The sequence below is a fragment of the Bacillus sp. TH19 genome, assembly GCF_016651075.1.
In the GTDB taxonomy this organism is placed as follows: Bacteria; Bacillota; Bacilli; order Bacillales; family Bacillaceae_G; genus Bacillus_A; species Bacillus_A mycoides.
The window spans coordinates 184,645-202,921 of record NZ_JAEKEO010000007.1; the positions used below are offsets into that span (position 1 = coordinate 184,645).

16 protein-coding genes are annotated in these 18,277 nt (G+C 34.7%); 11 read left to right on the forward strand and 5 right to left on the reverse strand.

Annotated elements, in window-relative coordinates:
- The first annotated feature begins 160 nt into the window (after nt 1–160).
- A complete protein-coding gene (locus tag JFU54_RS04710; RefSeq protein WP_002191358.1) occupies nt 161–1,606 on the forward strand; it encodes a DEAD/DEAH box helicase in 1,446 nt (481 codons plus the stop codon).
- 42 nt (nt 1,607–1,648) lie between these two features.
- On the opposite strand, the gene JFU54_RS04715 is transcribed toward JFU54_RS04710, so the two are convergent.
- Nucleotides 1,649–2,209, reverse strand: coding sequence for a DUF1836 domain-containing protein (locus JFU54_RS04715; RefSeq protein ID WP_201063814.1), 561 nt, complete (start codon nt 2,207–2,209; stop codon nt 1,649–1,651).
- 164 nt (nt 2,210–2,373) lie between these two features.
- On the opposite strand from JFU54_RS04715, the gene trhA reads away from it, so the two are divergent.
- Together trhA and galE are read left to right on the forward strand one after the other, a co-directional pair.
- A complete protein-coding gene (gene trhA / locus JFU54_RS04720; protein ID WP_002016441.1) occupies nt 2,374–3,021 on the forward strand; it encodes a PAQR family membrane homeostasis protein TrhA in 648 nt (215 codons plus the stop codon).
- Nucleotides 3,022–3,204: 183 nt separating this feature from the next.
- Nucleotides 3,205–4,221 (forward strand): UDP-glucose 4-epimerase GalE, encoded by a 1,017-nt coding sequence (gene galE / locus JFU54_RS04725; protein WP_002191357.1) that lies wholly within the window; start codon nt 3,205–3,207, stop codon nt 4,219–4,221.
- Nucleotides 4,222–4,274: 53 nt separating this feature from the next.
- Here galE and pelG read toward each other — a convergent pair whose 3' ends face one another.
- Entirely contained in the window at nt 4,275–6,095 is a 1,821-nt protein-coding gene (pelG, locus tag JFU54_RS04730) for an exopolysaccharide Pel transporter PelG (RefSeq protein WP_201063816.1), read from the reverse strand.
- 107 nt (nt 6,096–6,202) lie between these two features.
- Nucleotides 6,203–6,604 carry a hypothetical protein gene (locus JFU54_RS04735; RefSeq protein WP_061673852.1) on the reverse strand — a complete coding sequence of 134 codons (402 nt, stop codon included), beginning with the start codon at nt 6,602–6,604 and terminating at the stop codon, nt 6,203–6,205.
- A gap of 523 nt (nt 6,605–7,127) precedes the next feature.
- On the opposite strand from JFU54_RS04735, the gene JFU54_RS04740 reads away from it, so the two are divergent.
- Both JFU54_RS04740 and JFU54_RS04745 read left to right on the forward strand, forming a co-directional pair.
- On the forward strand, nt 7,128–7,718 hold the full coding sequence (locus JFU54_RS04740) for an AmiS/UreI family transporter (protein WP_061673851.1): 591 nt from the start codon (nt 7,128–7,130) through the stop codon (nt 7,716–7,718).
- 43 nt (nt 7,719–7,761) lie between these two features.
- Nucleotides 7,762–8,706, forward strand: coding sequence for an NAD-dependent epimerase/dehydratase family protein (locus JFU54_RS04745; protein ID WP_172796691.1), 945 nt, complete (start codon nt 7,762–7,764; stop codon nt 8,704–8,706).
- Nucleotides 8,707–8,794: 88 nt separating this feature from the next.
- Here the strand turns inward: JFU54_RS04745 and sodA are convergent, their stop codons facing one another.
- A complete protein-coding gene (gene sodA, locus JFU54_RS04750) occupies nt 8,795–9,421 on the reverse strand; it encodes a superoxide dismutase [Mn] (RefSeq protein ID WP_201063818.1) in 627 nt (208 codons plus the stop codon).
- 218 nt (nt 9,422–9,639) lie between these two features.
- Here sodA and JFU54_RS04755 point away from each other — a divergent pair, with 218 nt between their 5' ends.
- Both JFU54_RS04755 and JFU54_RS04760 read left to right on the forward strand, forming a co-directional pair.
- Entirely contained in the window at nt 9,640–10,710 is a 1,071-nt protein-coding gene (locus JFU54_RS04755; RefSeq protein WP_201063819.1) for a nitric oxide synthase oxygenase, read from the forward strand.
- 363 nt (nt 10,711–11,073) lie between these two features.
- Nucleotides 11,074–12,642 (forward strand): BCCT family transporter, encoded by a 1,569-nt coding sequence (locus JFU54_RS04760; protein ID WP_002143945.1) that lies wholly within the window; start codon nt 11,074–11,076, stop codon nt 12,640–12,642.
- Nucleotides 12,643–12,761: 119 nt separating this feature from the next.
- Here the strand turns inward: JFU54_RS04760 and JFU54_RS04765 are convergent, their stop codons facing one another.
- Nucleotides 12,762–14,060, reverse strand: coding sequence for an MFS transporter (locus JFU54_RS04765; protein ID WP_002089901.1), 1,299 nt, complete (start codon nt 14,058–14,060; stop codon nt 12,762–12,764).
- A gap of 331 nt (nt 14,061–14,391) precedes the next feature.
- On the opposite strand from JFU54_RS04765, the gene lytS reads away from it, so the two are divergent.
- From lytS to lrgB, 4 genes are all read left to right on the forward strand, one after another.
- Nucleotides 14,392–16,161, forward strand: a complete 1,770-nt coding sequence (gene lytS, locus JFU54_RS04770) for a two-component system sensor histidine kinase LytS (RefSeq protein ID WP_201063820.1) — start codon at nt 14,392–14,394, stop codon at nt 16,159–16,161.
- Nucleotides 16,139–16,879, forward strand: coding sequence for a LytR/AlgR family response regulator transcription factor (locus JFU54_RS04775; RefSeq protein WP_002130151.1), 741 nt, complete (start codon nt 16,139–16,141; stop codon nt 16,877–16,879). The genes lytS and JFU54_RS04775 overlap by 23 nt, the downstream gene beginning before the upstream one ends.
- Before the next feature lie 133 nt (nt 16,880–17,012).
- Nucleotides 17,013–17,444, forward strand: coding sequence for an antiholin-like murein hydrolase modulator LrgA (lrgA, locus tag JFU54_RS04780; RefSeq protein ID WP_000104908.1), 432 nt, complete (start codon nt 17,013–17,015; stop codon nt 17,442–17,444).
- Nucleotides 17,445–17,478: 34 nt separating this feature from the next.
- Nucleotides 17,479–18,171 (forward strand): antiholin-like protein LrgB, encoded by a 693-nt coding sequence (gene lrgB, locus JFU54_RS04785; protein WP_002191346.1) that lies wholly within the window; start codon nt 17,479–17,481, stop codon nt 18,169–18,171.
- The last annotated feature ends 106 nt before the right edge of the window (nt 18,172–18,277 follow it).

An 18,277-nucleotide genomic window follows, 5' to 3' on the forward strand; every position in this document is an offset into this window, starting at 1 on the left:
AAATAGAAGATCCTTTTGTTTAGTCAGGCGAATCACGAATGATTCGCCTTTTTATGTGAGCTTTCAAGTATAATGAATAAGGTGATAATAAGGTATATGATGATTCATTGATAGAAAAAGCGAAAAAAGAAAATAATACAGAATAAAAAGAGGTTAATATATGAGTAAAAAAAGTTTTACCGATTATGCATTAAGTAAAGAAATTGTAAGAGCACTTACTGGTTTAGGATATGAACATCCAACGGAAGTGCAAGGAGAGGTTATTCCAGTTGCCTTGCAAAAGAAAGACCTTGTCGTGAAATCACAGACTGGAAGTGGAAAAACCGCTTCATTTGGCATACCACTTTGTGAAATGGTGGAGTGGGAAGAGAATAAGCCACAAGCTTTAGTTTTAACACCGACGAGAGAGCTTGCGGTGCAAGTAAAAGAAGATATTACGAATATAGGTCGTTTCAAAAGAATTAAGGCCGCTGCAGTTTATGGTAAATCTCCATTTGCACGTCAAAAATTAGAGTTAAAGCAAAAAACACATATTGTAGTTGGGACTCCTGGCCGTGTGTTAGATCATATTGAAAAAGGTACCCTTTCTTTAGAGTGTTTGAAGTATTTAGTTATTGATGAAGCGGATGAAATGCTGAATATGGGTTTTATCGATCAAGTAGAGGCAATTATTGACGAATTACCTAAAAAACGAATGACAATGCTATTTTCAGCAACACTTCCAAAAGATGTTGAAAAGTTATCTCGTACGTATATGGATTCGCCAACGCATATTGAAATTAAGGCTACCGGGATTACAACAGATAAAATTGAACATACACTTTTTGAGATGAGAGAAGAGGAGAAGCTTTCACTTCTTAAAGATGTAACAACGATTGAGAATCCAGATAGTTGTATTATTTTTTGCCGTACGCAAGAAAATGTAGATCACGTATTTCAGCAGTTAAAGCGGGTTAACTATCCTTGTGACAAAATACATGGTGGTATGGTACAAGAAGATCGTTTTGAAGTTATGGACGATTTTAGAAAAGGAAAGTTCCGTTATTTAGTAGCGACAGACGTAGCTGCTAGAGGAATTGATATTGATAATATTACACATGTTATTAACTATGATATTCCATTAGAAAAAGAAAGTTATGTACATCGTACGGGAAGAACGGGACGAGCTGGTAATAACGGGAAAGCTATTACATTCATGACGCCGTATGAAAATAGATTTTTAGAAGAGATTGAGGAGTACATTGGCTTTGAAATTCCAAAGGCACTTGCACCTTCAAAAGAAGAAGTTATGAAAGGGAAAGCAGTATTTGAGGAAAAGATACATGCTAAACCAATTATAAAGAAAGATAAAAATGCAGACCTAAACAAAGGAATTATGAAATTGTACTTTAATGGCGGGAAGAAAAAGAAAATTAGGGCGGTAGATTTCGTCGGTACAATTGCTAAAATTAAAGGTGTTACAGCAGAAGATATAGGAATTATTACAATACAAGACAATGTTTCTTACGTTGAAATATTAAATGGAAAAGGACCACTTGTTTTAAAAAATATGAAAAACACAACGATTAAAGGGAAACAATTAAAGGTTCATGAAGCAATTAAGTAAACAAAAAACTATCCACCTCTAACAGGTGGATAGTTTTTTTGTTTAAGTTTCTTTGAGGTCATCAACTAGTTTCTCTGCTAAACGTCTATACATATTACTCATAGTCACGAAGGATGTTAGTAATAAAAACTTTTCTAGCTTTGGATCTTCTAAGGAAGAAACCTCGTTTACTTCCTTAACACGGTTATTCACGTCTTGCTTAAAGCTTTCCACATTGGTGTCAGTAAGAGAAAGGTAATCTTTATATAGAGTATTTAATTCGAATGTATCGTCGTTTATTAACGGTGCATTTATATTTTCTAAGGAGCTTTTTATATCATTAATGGAAAGAGCTCCTTTTAATTGATAAATTAAGCTGATTAAAATCATATGTTCTTTTGAATACTTTTTATTTTTGATAGGGATGAATACTTTCCCTTTTGCGTAATTGTTAATCATTGTTTTTGTTAATACTTTTTCATCATCAGTTCTTGTTGTATCCGCATAAGTATTCTCAAATAGTTGGACAACTTGGTCTACATATAAGTCGACATTTGGGATATCCTCAAGTTTAATACTTTTTTCTAAATGTAATGATTCAAGTAATTTATTTATATTTTCCACGTAGAACCCCTCACTTTTATAACTTAGTGGAACTTAATGTTTAGTATATCTTTAAATATGGTATTACGAAACAAATGAATTGTAAATGTTGACCCGCAAGGATAATATGTATATAATTACATGTAGTTATGAAAACTACATGTAATTATATGAGGGGTGTTTATATGAATGTTTATGTAAGAGAACCGGTTAATGCATTTACTCACTTAGGAGGAGCTGTATTATCATTTATTGCATTATTAGCTATGCTTGTGAAAGTTTCTGTTAAGATGCCATCTGTTGCTGCAATTACAGCTGTTATTTTATTCGGTATCGGGATGATGGTCCTTTATATGGCATCAGCTGTGTATCATAGTGTCGTAGCCAGTGAACGTGTTATTTATTTCTTTAGGAAGCTAGATCATTCTATGATTTTCATATTAATTGCAGGTACATATGCACCCTTTTGCTTAATTACATTAAATTCGGCAAATGGTTTACTATTATTTTGTTTAGTTTATGCAACGGCAATTTGTGGTATTGCTTTTAAAATGTTTTGGTTTAATTGTCCAAGATGGTTATCGACAGCAATTTATCTTCTGATGGGTTGGTTAATTGTTCTATTCTTTGCACCGCTAGCTGAGAATCTAAGTACAGGAGGTATTATTTTCTTAGTACTTGGAGGCATTTTTTATACAATTGGTGGGTTTATTTACGGTGCGAAGCCAAAATGGTTGGAGTTTAAATATATGGGACACCATGAAATTTTTCATGTTTTTGTATTGTTAGGTAGTCTTGCGCATTTTCTAAGTGTATATTGTTACGTAATTTGATCAAAAAACGCCACGCGATGTCTGTTATGTGGCGTTTTTTTATTACCTGATTTGAATCGTGTATTGTACAAAAAATCATGGGATAAAATGTAAGTTTCTGTGTTCGCATAATAAACATATGATAAGAAATATGTGATATACTTTGAGAAGTTTATAATGAATGAAATATGGAGGACTATAATTATGGCAATACTTGTAACAGGTGGAGCAGGATATATTGGTAGTCATACATGCGTAGAATTACTAAAAAACGGTTACGAAATTATAGTAGTAGATAATCTTTCGAATAGCTCAGTAGAGTCTATAAATCGAGTGACAGAGATAACAGGAAAACAGTTTAAATTTTATAAAGAAGATATTTTAAATCGAGAAGCACTTGATACGATTTTTGAAGAAAATACAATTGAAGCTGTTATTCACTTTGCAGGCTTTAAGGCTGTAGGGGAATCAGTAGAAATTCCGTTAACGTATTATCATAACAACATTACAAGCACATTAGTGCTATGTGAAGTGATGCAGAAGCATAATGTGAAGAAGATGATCTTCAGTTCATCTGCAACAGTGTATGGTATCCCAGAAACATCACCAATTACGGAGGAGTTTCCATTAAGTGCAACAAATCCATATGGTCAAACGAAATTAATGATTGAGCAAATTATGCGTGACGTAGCATTTGCGGATGCAGAATGGAGTATTGCATTACTTCGTTATTTCAACCCATTTGGTGCACATGAAAGTGGACGTATTGGAGAAGATCCAAACGGAATTCCAAATAACTTAATGCCATATGTAACACAAGTAGCAGTAGGGAAGTTAAAGGAATTAAGTGTATTTGGAAATGACTATCCAACAAAAGATGGCACGGGTGTCCGTGATTATATTCATGTTGTAGACTTAGCAAATGGCCATGTAAAGGCGCTTGAAAAGGTACTTGGCACTACTGGGATAGATGCATACAATCTCGGTACAGGTACTGGTTATAGTGTGTTGGAAATGGTTGAAGCATTTGAAAAGGTTTCGGGCAAAGAAGTTCCTTATAAAATTACGGAGCGTCGACCTGGTGATGTGGCAGTATGTTTTGCAGATGCATCGAAAGCGAAGCGTGAATTAGGATGGGAAGCAAAACGCGGATTAGAAGAGATGTGTGCAGACTCTTGGAGATGGCAATCAAATAACAAAAATGGCTATCTAGAAGTTTAATAACCAGATAAAAAAATGACCTTTTGCGGGAGCAAAAGGTCATTTTTATTTATTTATTTATTTCCATTAAGTTTATTAGCAAATTTAGTAAAGAAAGTTCGCCGTTTTATAGGAGTATTTGACTGACAAAACGTATAGTAATCAATATCTTTAATGTAAGTAAAGAGTCTAGAAATAGCATATAAGAATGTAATAGAAGATCCAAGTGCAAAACTAATACCGTAACCATTGAACCCAAATGGAAGTAGAAGAAGACTTAATAACAAATTTGCAGAAAAGAACAGGGCTGATGTTCGAAATGCCCCTTTACGATCTTCAAAATATAAGAGTAGTAACGTGATAACAAGGACCATCCCGTTTGCATAAGCACCAATTATAGTCAGCTGCAAAATAGAGTATTCAAGTGTTACGTTTCCAGATTGTGAACTAAACATCCATATTATAAAAATAATAAGTAAAGAAAAAATACCTTGATTACGAAGTATTCGTTCCATTTCTTGCTTTAGGACAAAGTTCATTGATTCTTTTAATTGTAAAATTGTATTTAATGTCGCCCCATTGTTAACTGAACCGAAGAATTTCTTATACCGTTCATAAAACCTTGTTTCAATGGATACTACGAAGAAAATATAGGTTGGGATAATGCTTAAATAAGCCCAGAAAACAGATGTATCATAAATTTGATGATAAATAAACGTGTTTTCAATATTTCCTCGCCCTTCTCCGAACCAAATAACAAAGTTACATACCCAAATGCCAATATTGTAAAGTAAGCTTGACCAAAATAGTTCTGGATATTTATCTAAATAAGAAAGAAAGGTAAATTGTTCAGTAGCATCACTATTTGGAAACATTCGTACAATAACTATACTTAACCACACTAATGTAATGAAAGTCCCGATTGTAAAAGAAATTAAAAGTAATAGGGCCAATCCGTGTTCTATTCCAAGTGTTGGATGCCAGTAAGCGATAAGCGCAATTCCAGATAAGGAGAAAATGGAACCAATTAAAAATGCAAGAGCGATGGACTGATAATCTTTAGCTGCTGTTAAATAAATGGATTGAATCCAAATGATGTTTAAAGCTAAAAATAAAAATAGCATCACAATTTTATAATACAAGGCTAATGGTTGTCCTTCAGATATACTTGTTAATACGAGAATATCTGTTTGTTTTAAGTAATCTTTAATATTTACTTTGCCGGTCATTATTACATGCTCTTCTAATCCTAATTGTTGAATTAAATCACGACATTCCTGAGCATATTCTGCTTCTTCTGTATCAGGACCTAGTAAGTAAAATATAAATGGAATATTTTTTTCTAATAATAATTTAGCTGCATAAATCATTGTTTTTACATCTTTAATTGGCACAACTCGTATAATAGCGGAAATGATGAGTTTATCCGAATTGTATTTTGGTTTACGTAACCCTTTATAGTCAGATAAAGTAACGCCATTTGGAACGATTTTTAGTTTATGGGCCGGAGCACCTAATTCTTTTTGATATGCACTATTTCGGCCGAACAACGTAATTACATCAGCGGCTTGTTCATATGCTTGATGAGACAAGTGATGAAAGAAAGAAACCCATCTTTTTTTATATTCAATTGGTATCCAAGTAGATTGTAGTATTTCTTCTTCACGCTCCCGAGAATAAATACCGTGTTCAGTTAGAATAAATGGTATATCGGACTTGGCACTAATTGCAGCACCAAGCAATCCACCATACCCTGTCGATACAGAATGAATAAGATCTAATTCAGGAAAATCAATTTGTAAAATTTGAATTATTGGTGTGAACATAGATCTCCACATCCAAAAGTAATTTAAGAAGGATCCACTACTTTCTTCATATAAATAGCAAGTGTTCAAAATGAGAAACTATCAAGATTGACTATCACGCTTTAGGTCAGTAATAAGATTATCTTATAAAGATAAATGTATTACTGACCAGCCCCTTTCACATAATAGGGGGAGATTTAATGAATTCGAACGAGTTGTTTATGGTATACTGTATTACCTTCTTGGCTTGTATATGGCGGGATACTTCGCCCAAAACAATTTGCAACAATATTGGAGTGGCCAGGATAAGAAATACGAATTTCATACAAATCAATAGAGTCATCTAAATCAGCATAAAAAACTGCTAAGTGGTTGCCTTGTAAAATATATGGGAATGCTACTTCCGTATTTTCACCAAGTAGTACAGGTAATTTTATAGGATTAGAATAGTTAGACCAATCCCAAACCTCTATAGTTACATGGTGTGTGTAATATGCATCTAAATTTACAATGTTTACTACTGCTGAAACAGTTGCGGGCTCTCTTGTTAATACACCTGTGGAGTGAAAAACAAAATGATTTGGATAATGAAGAGGCATAAATATCAAACCTTTCTAAATTAATATGAGTGTACGATATTCTATGCAAAAAATTAATAGAATGAGATAGGGAAAATGTATCATTCTACTAATTTTTTATAGAAATTCAAAACGTAGTATTGAAAAGTATTCCAACACTTGTATCATTGTTAGAGTACGTTTATAATCAAGGAATCCTATTTCATGTTTTGATAGGGTTATTTATTATTGAAAGCGTTTTAAATTTGTTGTTTTTTAAGGTAGGAAGTCTAACTTATTCAGATTAAAAATTATGTATGTAGTTTTAAATAGGAAGAAAAATAATAAAGTGAAACTTTAATCAGTGGGTGGGGGTTGTTCATCCACACTGATTATTAGCTTTCACCAATCGGGCTTTACGGGCAGTTGATCTCCCACTTAACTTCTTTGCTCTAGCTGAATTTTGAGGTGGGGGTTTTACTGCTCGTTAATGCAGGATAAAGTATCACTTTATATTGTGGGGAGGTTAAAAGTGTGAAAGGGAAAGATTTTCACACGAATATATATGGGTTACGTAGGATTATTACTTTCAGGTGCAGCTTTATTTTTAAATAGTCTTGTCATATTAGGCAAAGTAGAGATGAAAAGTGCAGGTGTTTTTAATTTATTTGTAGGAGCGTTACAAATTATTATACCGTTTTATTTAATTATGATTTCTGATCAAAGTAATTGGACGGTATATTCATATGCAGCTACTTTTTTATTTGGTTTAACTTATTTATATGTAGGCGTTACTTTTATTAAAGGAATGGATAGTAGTGGACTAGGCTGGTTCTGTATTTGGGTAGCAATTATTGCTTTATTCTATATGGTTGTTTCATTTGTTCAATTCCACGATGTTGTTAATGCGTTAACATGGTTTATGTGGGCATTACTTTGGTATTTATTCTTTGTATTAAATGCACAAAAAAAGAATATCAATCAATATCTTGGCAGAATTGCTTTTGTACAATCGTGGGTAACATTGACGTTGCCTTCACTCTTTTATTTTATGGGAGTATGGGGCGAGGGATTCATATATGAACTATGGGTTTATGTATCAGTAATTTCTATTTTATATTGCTGCTATTGTATTTTTAAATATCGAGTACGTTAATGTATCGTGTGTAGAAAAAACATGGAATCGTTAAACTGATTCCATGTTTTTTTATTTTAGCGTTTATAATAATAGAGGTAGTATTTTACAATTTGTAAAAACGGGGATGATGAAGGTGAAAAAAGTATTGGTGCTAGGGGGAACAAGATTTTTTGGTAAACATTTAGTAGAAGTACTGTTGCAAGCTGGACATGATGTAACGATTGCGACGAGGGGAGTTACTGAAGATCCCTTTGGAAGTGCAGTAAAAAGACTGATTGTAGATAGAGAAGATGAGAGGCTACTAGAAGAGCGTTTTGAAGGTAAAAGTTATGATATCGTATACGATAATTTATGCTATAGCTCGAATGCAGCGAAGATAATATGTGAAGTGCTAAAAGGAAAAACGAAGAAATACATTATGACATCTTCAATGGCTGTCTATGAGCCTGCGCTAGGCCTGTTAGAAGAAAACTTCAATCCGTACGAGTATACAATTACGTATGGAGGTAGGAATGATTTCAATTATAGTGAAGGTAAGCGATTAGCTGAAGCAGTTTTATTTCAACATGCAACATTCCCAGTCGTTGCGGTAAGATTTCCCGTCGTTATTGGAGAAAACGATTATACGAAAAGATTACAATTTTACGTTGAACATGTTGTGAAACAAGAGTCTATCGTTGTGGATCATGTAGATGGAGAGTTGTCATTTATACATGAAAAAGAAGCAGGGGAATTTTTAGCTTGGTGCGGGATGAAGGACATAGAAGGGCCAATTAATGCTTGTAGTAACGGGGTGGTTTCTACCAGAGAAGTTATTCGTTTCATAGAAGAGAATACCGGGATAAAAGCGCTCATTCAAGAAGTAGGAGATAATATAGCTCCTTATAATGGAGTGATTAATTGTACGTTACATAATGGAAAGGCTCGTGAATTAGGATTCCCGTTCCGAGAGTTGAAATTAGAGACGGAAAAAGTTTTACTTTATTACATAAATACAATGAAATAATCATAAATCCCCCGGTGGCAATCCGGGGGATTCTGGAGGATTTCGACAATACTAATTTTACATTACCAAATTTACCTTATACGCACGACTAATGTGTTTGTGATTGAATTGCTTGTAAATACTTTTCATTTACCCGGTCCCAGTTCACCGTATGCCACCAGTTGGTAACAAATTCTGGACGCCGATTTTGATACTTTAAATAATAGGCGTGTTCCCATACATCGATGACGAGTAATGGAATTTTACCTTCTTGCAAAGGTGTATCTTGATTGGGTGTACTCATAACGGAAAGTTCCTCACCGTCCAGAACAAGCCATCCATAGCCACTTCCAAAACGACTAATAGCTGCTTTGGAAAGTTGATCTTTTAAGTTGTCAAAGGTATTGAAATAATAATCAATTACTTTTGCAACGTCTCCATTAGGCTCACCGCCACCTCGCGGGCTCATTAATTCCCAAAAAAGACTATGACAATAATGTCCACCACCGTTATTTCTGACAGCTGTAACAATTTCTTTTGGTAAAGTTTTTAAATTACATAGTAACTCTTCTAAAGATTTATTATGTAATTCCGTATAGTTTTCTAAAGCGGCATTCAAGTTATTTACGTATGTCGCATGGTGCTTTCCATGATGAATAGAAAGCGTGTTGCCATCGATATATGGCTCTAGTTCATCATAGTCATATGAAAGCTTTGGCAATTGAAATGAAGACATAACATTCCCTCCTTTCTTATTAAAAAAGTTGGTCTAGGTAAAAATAATTTACCTGAGTCAAAAATACACCTATTTTTTATACAAGTCAATAGTAATCTCTTTAATTTTCTGAAAAATATTACAATAAAAGTAACACTTCGACTTTCATTTGTGACTCTTATTCTTTTTGCTTATACTGTAAAGTAGTAACGTTTTGTTGAAATAGAAGGAGATCGTTTATGAGTAAAACGAAACAATTAATAGAGGAAGCGAGTCATTTTATTACGGTTTGCTATAAAGAGCTTAATAAAGAACAATTCATGGAAGAGAGAATAAAAGAAATTCAAATTGAAATAGAGAAGACGGGGACGTATGAGCATACATTTGAAGAACTTGTTCATGGATCACGAATGGCATGGCGCAATAGTAATCGATGTATCGGAAGACTATTTTGGAGTAAGATGCACATATTAGATGCACGTGAAGTAAATGATGAGGAAGGTGTATACAATGCATTAATTCATCATATTAAATATGCAACGAACGATGGGAAAGTTAAACCGACAATTACAATTTTTAAGCAATATCAAGGTGAAGAAAATAATATACGAATTTATAATCACCAATTGATTCGGTATGCAGGATATAAAACAGAAATGGGAGTGATTGGTGACTCTCATTCCACTGCGTTTACAGATTTTTGTCAGGAACTTGGCTGGCAAGGAGAAGGTACGAATTTCGATGTATTGCCACTTGTGTTTTCTATAAACGGGAAGGCACCTATATATAAAGAAATTCCGAGAGAAGAAGTAAAAGAAGTGCCAATTGAACACCCAGAATACCCGATTTCGTCACTTGGAGCAAAATGGTATGGGGTTCCAATGATTTCAGATATGCGCTTAGAAATTGGCGGTATTTCTTATACGGCAGCCCCGTTCAATGGATGGTATATGGGAACGGAGATTGGGGCTCGTAACTTAGCGGATCATGATCGCTATAATTTACTTCCGGCTGTTGCGGAGATGATGAAGCTCGATACATCGAGAAACGGTACGTTATGGAAAGACAAGGCGCTAATTGAATTAAACGTGGCTGTTTTACATTCTTTTAAAAAACAAGGAGTTAGTATTGTGGATCACCATACAGCTGCACAACAATTTCAACAATTTGAGAAGCAGGAAGCGGCATGTGGACGGGTTGTAACAGGTAATTGGGTGTGGCTCATTCCACCGTTGTCGCCAGCTACCACTCATATTTATCATAAACCGTATCCAAATGAAATTTTGAAGCCGAATTTCTTTCATAAATAATAGCTAGTATAGTTTTTTTTTCTGCAAAATATAATTTTTTTTAATTACTGTTACGTAGCAAATGGAAGCCTTTACTATCGGTTATTTTTGGAAAGGACTTTTTGAACCAAGGAGTTCCTTATGTTATAATCAAATTTCTGTTTCGAAGACCTTATAGAAATATAAGGTCTTTTGTTTTGCTTTTTTATGTAATAGGAATAGAAATTTTCTTTTAAATAAGGGATTTAGCATATTTTTAGGGACAACATAAGTGTGTAGGAAATTGATGAATTATTATTCTTATATAATCATTGTGTTTTGGGTGTAAACAAGAAAACATAATAAAGTTGTTTTTTTAGATTGCTGAGGAAGGAGGAAGTGTAAATGAGGATGAAGAGTCGAAAAACGGATTGGCCTGTATTTCTTATTAGTGGTGGCTCACTTTTATTATTTGTAATTGCAGTTATTTTAAATAAAAGTTACGTAGAGGGAGCCATTAATAGCAGTTTTGCAGCTTCAATTAAATATTTTGGTGCCTTTTGGCAGGTTTTATTAATTGGTACATTTGTTGTTGCAATGTGTATGGCGTTTTCAAAATATGGGAGAGTTAAACTTGGGGGGCTAGAAAAACCTGAGATTAGTACGACAAAATGGCTCGCTATTATTATGTCTACATTACTTGCTGGAGGTGGCGTTTTTTGGGCAGCCGCAGAGCCGATGTACCATTTGATGACGGTGCCACCAATACATGAAGGTATAACTGCTGGAACGCAAGAAGCAGTCATGCCTGCTTTAGCACAAAGTTATATGCACTGGGGTTTCCTGGCTTGGACGATTTTAGGTACAATTAGTGCGGTAGTTATGATGTACGGACATTATCATAAAGGTATGCCGTTAAAGCCTCGAACGCTTTTATATCCTATTTTTGGAGAGAAGTTGCGAAAGAGTTGGCTTGGAACGATGATTGATGTATTTGCCATTATTGCAGTAGCTGCAGGGACGATTGGTCCAATCGGATTTTTAGGACTACAAGCAAGTTATGGGTTACAAGCATTGTTTAACATTCCTGATGTGTTTACTACTCAATTAGCCATTATTGTTTGTGTAGTAGCTGTTTCTACTATATCTGCGGTAACAGGAATTGATAAAGGGATTCAAATTATAAGTAATTTAAATGTTAGGTTAGCAGTTCTATTAATGGTATTTGTATTACTATTTGGACCAGGTGGATTTATTATCGATTCATTTGTTTCTTCGTTTGGATTTTATATAAATGAATTTATTCCAATGAGCACATATCGTGGTGATACAGCTTGGTTAGGATCGTGGACAATCTTTTTCTGGGGATGGTTTATTGGATATGGACCGATGATGGCAATTTTAGTGAGCCGAATTTCAAGAGGAAGAACAATCCGAGAAATCATCGTTGCAATTGGAATTATTGCACCTATTATTACAACGTTTTGGTTTACTATACTAGGGGGATCAGGTGTGTTTTATGAGTTAATGAATCCTGGTTCTATCTCGACCGCATTAAGTGAATCAGGTATGCCAGCGGCTATGATTGCAATTACGCAGCAGTTGCCATTATCTAATATTATTGGACCTGCATTTCTTTTATTAACAATTTTATTTGTAGTGACAACAGGAGATTCAATGGCTTATTCGATTTCAATGGCAGTGACTGGAGATGGAGATCCTAGAATTAGTTTGCGAGTTTTTTGGTCGCTTATTATGGGCGCAGTTGCGGCAATTCTTTTATATATGGGTGAGGGAAGTATTAACGCCTTACAATCCTTCATTGTAGTGACGGCTGTTCCGGTATCTATTCTGTTATTCCCAATGCTATGGCTAGCGCCTAAAGTCGCAGGGGAATTAGCGTTAAAACAAGGTATTGTAAAAGAAGAAGATAAAACTAGCTTCTTGTTCCAAAAAGCTAGTAAATCAAAATAAATAATTGTATGTATATAAGAAGAGGAAGCATTTCATTTGAGATGCTTCCTCTTTGCTATTTATCCAAATACTTTTCCTGAGGGGACAGTATTTGGATAAGCATTTCGTACAGTTTCAATCTATTCTAATACTTTATCTTTCGTCTCTGGGACACATAATAGCATTGTAACTAAACCTATTGGATAGATAATGAAGATGAGAGATAATGCTCCCATTAAATTACCACCTGCAGCAAGTAAGCCGATAATAACAGGTCCAAATCCAGCTAACCCACGTCCTGTACCGAAAATAAAGTTCTCTGCTGTCGAGCGAGCTTCAGCAGGATAGTTTTCAGCTAAAACTGCTCCGAATCCCCCCATCATGCCATTGGCAAAGAATCCAAGCAGTGCACTTCCCCATAACAATGATGTTGAGTCTGTGAATAAGAAGAAGTAAATGAGACAGTATATAGTACCACCGACATAATAGATTGTAAAAGTTTTACGGCGGCCAATTTTATCGGCTAGAATACCAAAAGTTGCAATTCCAATTAGCATGCCGATTGTAGAGATGAACATCCAACCGCTCGCTTTTGCTAATGTGTAGTTATATTTATTCGCTAAAATAGTTGGCATCCATGTGAAAATTCCATAATATCCGAAGTTTTGGATGAATGACATAATAATAAGACCAATTGTTGTTATCGTTACTTTTTTATTGGCAAATAACTTTCGAAGTGGGAACTTTTTCATTTGCTTTAGTTGTTCTGCCTCAGTAGTTGTTAAATTACCTTTAGCTTCTTTTTGTAACAATTCTTTTTTGTATCGTTGTTTTTGTTCCCATATTTTCGGTTCACTTAAACTTTTGCGGACGTAAACAGCTAGTAGAGCGGGAATGAGTCCAAATAAGAAAACAGCTCTCCATCCGAAATGTGGGACGATAAATGCCGGAAGGAGTGAAGCGACTAGTACGCCAAATTGCCATCCAAGTGCAACAACGGATGTCGCCTTAGCGCGCATTTCTTTAGACCATGTTTCAGTTACGATGGCCATACCAATCCCGAATTCACCACCAACTCCCATTCCAACTAAAAAGCGAAGAATTAATAATTGCCAATAATCTGTTGCGAAATAAATAAGTGCTGTTGCTAGTGAGAATAGTAAGATTGTGAAGGCCATCGTACGGATACGCCCAAATAAATCAGCAATAAATCCAAATAAATAAGACCCGATTAGCATTCCTATTGTGGTAGCTAATGTTAAGTTTCCACCTTCAACAGGGCTTAAATGAAATTCTTTTAAAATGTAGACGAGTACGAAAGATAAGAGCAACATGTCTAAACCTTCTGCTGCATATCCTAGCGCAGAACCAAACAATGTTTTATATCTTTTCTCTTTCGTCTCCTCTGTTGTTGATTGTACATCAGTAGTGACGTTCATCATTAATCCTCCTTATTTTCTTCTACAGTCGCTATGGAAGAATAACAAAAGGCCTTCTCACCTGATATGATGAGAAGGCCAAAAAAGCATACGTATCCCTAAAAAAGATCATACGTATAGTATATTCCGACTTCCTTCTCAACCTCACGGGGTTGGGTTAAAGGACTGTATTATATTACTTTATTTTTAGCACTCTTCTGTTAGATTGTCAAATAAAGAGGGGATAGTTATGTGTAAAATATTTCAAAAAACATTTCATTCTCCTTGACGCACGCTTCATTATTTTCCCATAATAAAACTAACTACTAATATAAAAAGGAATGAATCACAGATGCTAAATTTAGTACTTATGATGATTGAACGCGTCGGGCTTATTGTTATTTTAGGATTTTTACTCTCTCATATTAAAACGTTCCGGCGTCTTCTTCATAAGCAAGACGGATATGTAGATAAGTTTAAGCTTATTTGTATTTTTTCAGTGTTTACAATTGTAAGCAATTACACAGGGATTGAAATAGCAGGAAATACTATTATGAATGAAAATTGGTTACAAGGTGTTTCATCATCCAGCACAATTGCGAATACACGAATCATGGGTGTTGGAATTAGTGGATTGCTTGGCGGTCCTATTGTCGGAATTGGAGTAGGTTCTATTGCGGGTATTCATCGTTATATGCTTGGTGGGACGACGGCAGTAAGTTGTGCAATTTCATCAATTTTGGCTGGGATTATAACAGGTTATATTGGATACATTTTCAAAAAATATAACCGTACTATTACTCCTAAATTTTCTGCGATTTTAAGTGTTTTTATCGTTACTTTAGAAATGCTTATGATTCTATTAATTATAGAAGATGGACTTAGTGTTGTGAAAACAATTGCGCTACCGATGATTCTTGTAAATAGTTTTGGCAGTTTCATTTTACTTTCGATGATACTAGCTATTTTACGACAAGAAGAAAACGCAAAAGCTTTGCAAACGCATAAAGTATTACGAATTGCTGATAAGACGTTACCATATTTCCGCCAAGGGCTAACAGAAGAGTCTTGTAAACATGTGGCACAAATTATTCACCGCTTTACGGGAACAGATGCGGTATCCTTAACAGATACAGAGGAAATCTTAGCTCACGTTGGATTAGCATCAGATCATCATATTCCTTCACACAGTTTAATAACAGGTTTATCAAAAGAAGTATTAAAAACAGGGAAAATAATGAAGGCAAAATCACGTGAGATTATTAATTGTCAACATGAAGGGTGTCCATTACAAGCGGCAGTTGTTATTCCATTAACTTCACATGGAAATACGATAGGAACATTAAAACTTTATTTTAAAAACCCTAATCAATTAAGTCGTGTTGAAGAAGAGTTAGCGGAAGGGCTAGCGAAAATATTCTCCACACAGCTTGAGTTAGGTGAAGCTGAGTTACAAAGTAAGTTATTGCAAGATGCCGAAATAAAAGCGTTGCAAGCACAAATCAATCCGCATTTTTTATTTAATGCAATTAATACAGTATCAGCTTTATGCCGAACAGATGTAGAGAAAGCGAGAAAATTATTATTGCAGCTTAGCGTTTATTTTCGTTGTAATTTGCAAGGGGCACGACAATTACTTATTCCATTAGAACAAGAGTTGAATCATGTACATGCATATTTATCGTTAGAGCAAGCGAGGTTTCCGAATAAGTATGAAGTGAAGATGTACATTGAAGAGGCACTAAAGGTGACTTTAGTTCCACCATTTGTGCTTCAGCTATTAGTTGAAAATGCATTGCGCCATGCTTTTCCGAAAAAGCAGCCAGTGTGCCAAGTCGAGGTACATGTGTTTGAAAAAGAAGGGATGGTTCACTTTGAAGTAAAGGATAATGGACAAGGGATTGAGAGTGAACGTCTAGAGCAATTAGGAAAAATGGTAGTTCCATCAAAGAAAGGGACGGGAACAGCCTTATATAATATTAATGAACGACTTATCGGGTTATTTGGGAAAGAGACAATGCTTCAAGTTGAAAGTGAATTAGAGCAAGGGACAAAGATCCTCTTTGTGATTCCGAAAAAAGTAGAGGAGGAAAAACGGAGTGTTAAAAGTATTAGTAGTTGATGATGAAATGTTAGCACGGGATGAATTGAAATATTTATTAGAGAAAACAAAAGAAGTAGAGATAATTGGTGAGGCGGATTGTGTAGAGGATGCATTAGAAGAATTAATGAAAAACAAACCAGATATTGTTTTTCTAGATATTCAGTTATCTGATGATAATGGATTTGAAATCGCAAATATATTAAAGAAAATGAAAAATCCACCTTCAATTGTGTTTGCTACTGCATATGATCAATATGCGTTGCAAGCATTTGAAGTAGATGCGTTAGACTACATTTTAAAGCCATTTGATGAAGAACGTATCGTACAGACATTAAAAAAATATAAAAAACAAAAGCAAATAAAGTTAGAAACAAAGCAAGATGTAAAGAGTGTAGATGTAACGGCCGAGATGCATAAATTAGCATTACCAATTGAGGAATCAATTGTACTTGTTAACATTGAAGATATTATTTATGTAGGGCTTGTAGATGGGAAAGTAACTGTAAAAACAATGAAAGAAACATATGTAACACATGATACGCTTGTCATTTTGGAAAAGAAATTACCACAAACAATTTTTATGCGTGTTCATCGTAGTTTCGTTGCTAATATTAATCATATTTCTGAGATACAGCCGTGGTTTAATTCGACTTATAACTTAATTATGAAAGAGGGATCCAAAGTCCCGGTTAGCCGTACATATGCAAAAGAACTTAAAAAGCTGCTTCGTATTTAAGAAGTAGCTTTTTGTATTTCGTCTTCCTATTTTTGTAACTAATTTTGTATATTTGACGTTCTGTTATGTAAACGCTTACAGTTTTGTTTTTATCTTATACAATAAAGGTACCAAATCGAAAGAGGTGGCCAAAATGAGTACGAAAAAAGTATATAGTTTCTTATCACAAGCATTCATATTTTCAGCTATTATGTTAGTTTCTAATATTATTGCAACGCATTTACCAATTCCAATGCCTTCATCGGTAATCGGATTAGTTATTTTATTTAGCCTATTATGTTTAAAAGTTATTAAATTGGAACAAGTTGAATCACTCGGAACGGCTTTAACAGGTATTATCGGATTCCTTTTCGTTCCATCAGGTATTTCGGTTATTAATTCTCTCGGTGTAATGGGACAATATTTTGTACAAATTTTAACTGTAATTGTTGTCGCAACAATTATTTTACTCGCTGTAACAGGATTATTTGCACAATTTATTTTAGGAAAAGACGATAAAGAAATAGAAGATACGAAAGAATTGAAAGTAGTAAATAAAGGACGCAAGCACGGAAAAGTTGCGTAACCAATTTAGTATATATTGTTAGGAGGGAATGAACATGGCAAGCACAATGACTCCATATTTCGGAATCGTCGTTTCATTAATCGCATACGGAATCGGAACATTATTATTTAAGCATTCAAAAGGATTCTTCTTATTCACACCATTATTCGTAGCGATGGTATTAGGGATTGTCTTTCTAAAAGTAGGTAACTTTACTTTTGAAGAATATAATACTGGCGGAAAAATGATTAGCTTCTTCTTAGAACCAGCAACAATCGCGTTTGCAATTCCATTATATAAACAAGTTGATAAGTTAAAAAAATATTGGTGGCAAATTTTATCGGCTATTGTGGTTGGATCTATTTGTTCAGTGGTTGTTGTGTACATTGTCGCAAAAGCAATTGGTCTAGACACAGCTGTAATGAACTCAATGTTACCGCAGGCAGCAACAACAGCAATTGCATTACCAATCTCTGAAAGTATCGGTGGTATTCCAGCAATTACATCATTTGCAGTTATCTTTAATGCTGTTATCGTATACGCATTAGGAGCTTTATTCTTAAAAACATTTAGAGTTAAACATCCGATTGCTAAAGGTTTAGCGCTTGGAACAGCAGGACATGCGTTAGGGGTTGCAGTAGGTATCGAAATGGGTGAAGTAGAAGCAGCTATGGCCAGTATCGCTGTGACAGTGGTTGGTGTCGTAACAGTGGTGGTTATTCCAATGTTCATGCCGTTTATTGGATGATAAAACTTACTAAAAAAAATATAAAAGCAAGTTATTTGTAGGACGGATTTCTACTGATAGCTTGCTTTTTATGTTACAGTAGTGGTAAGACCTATTGAAGGATAAA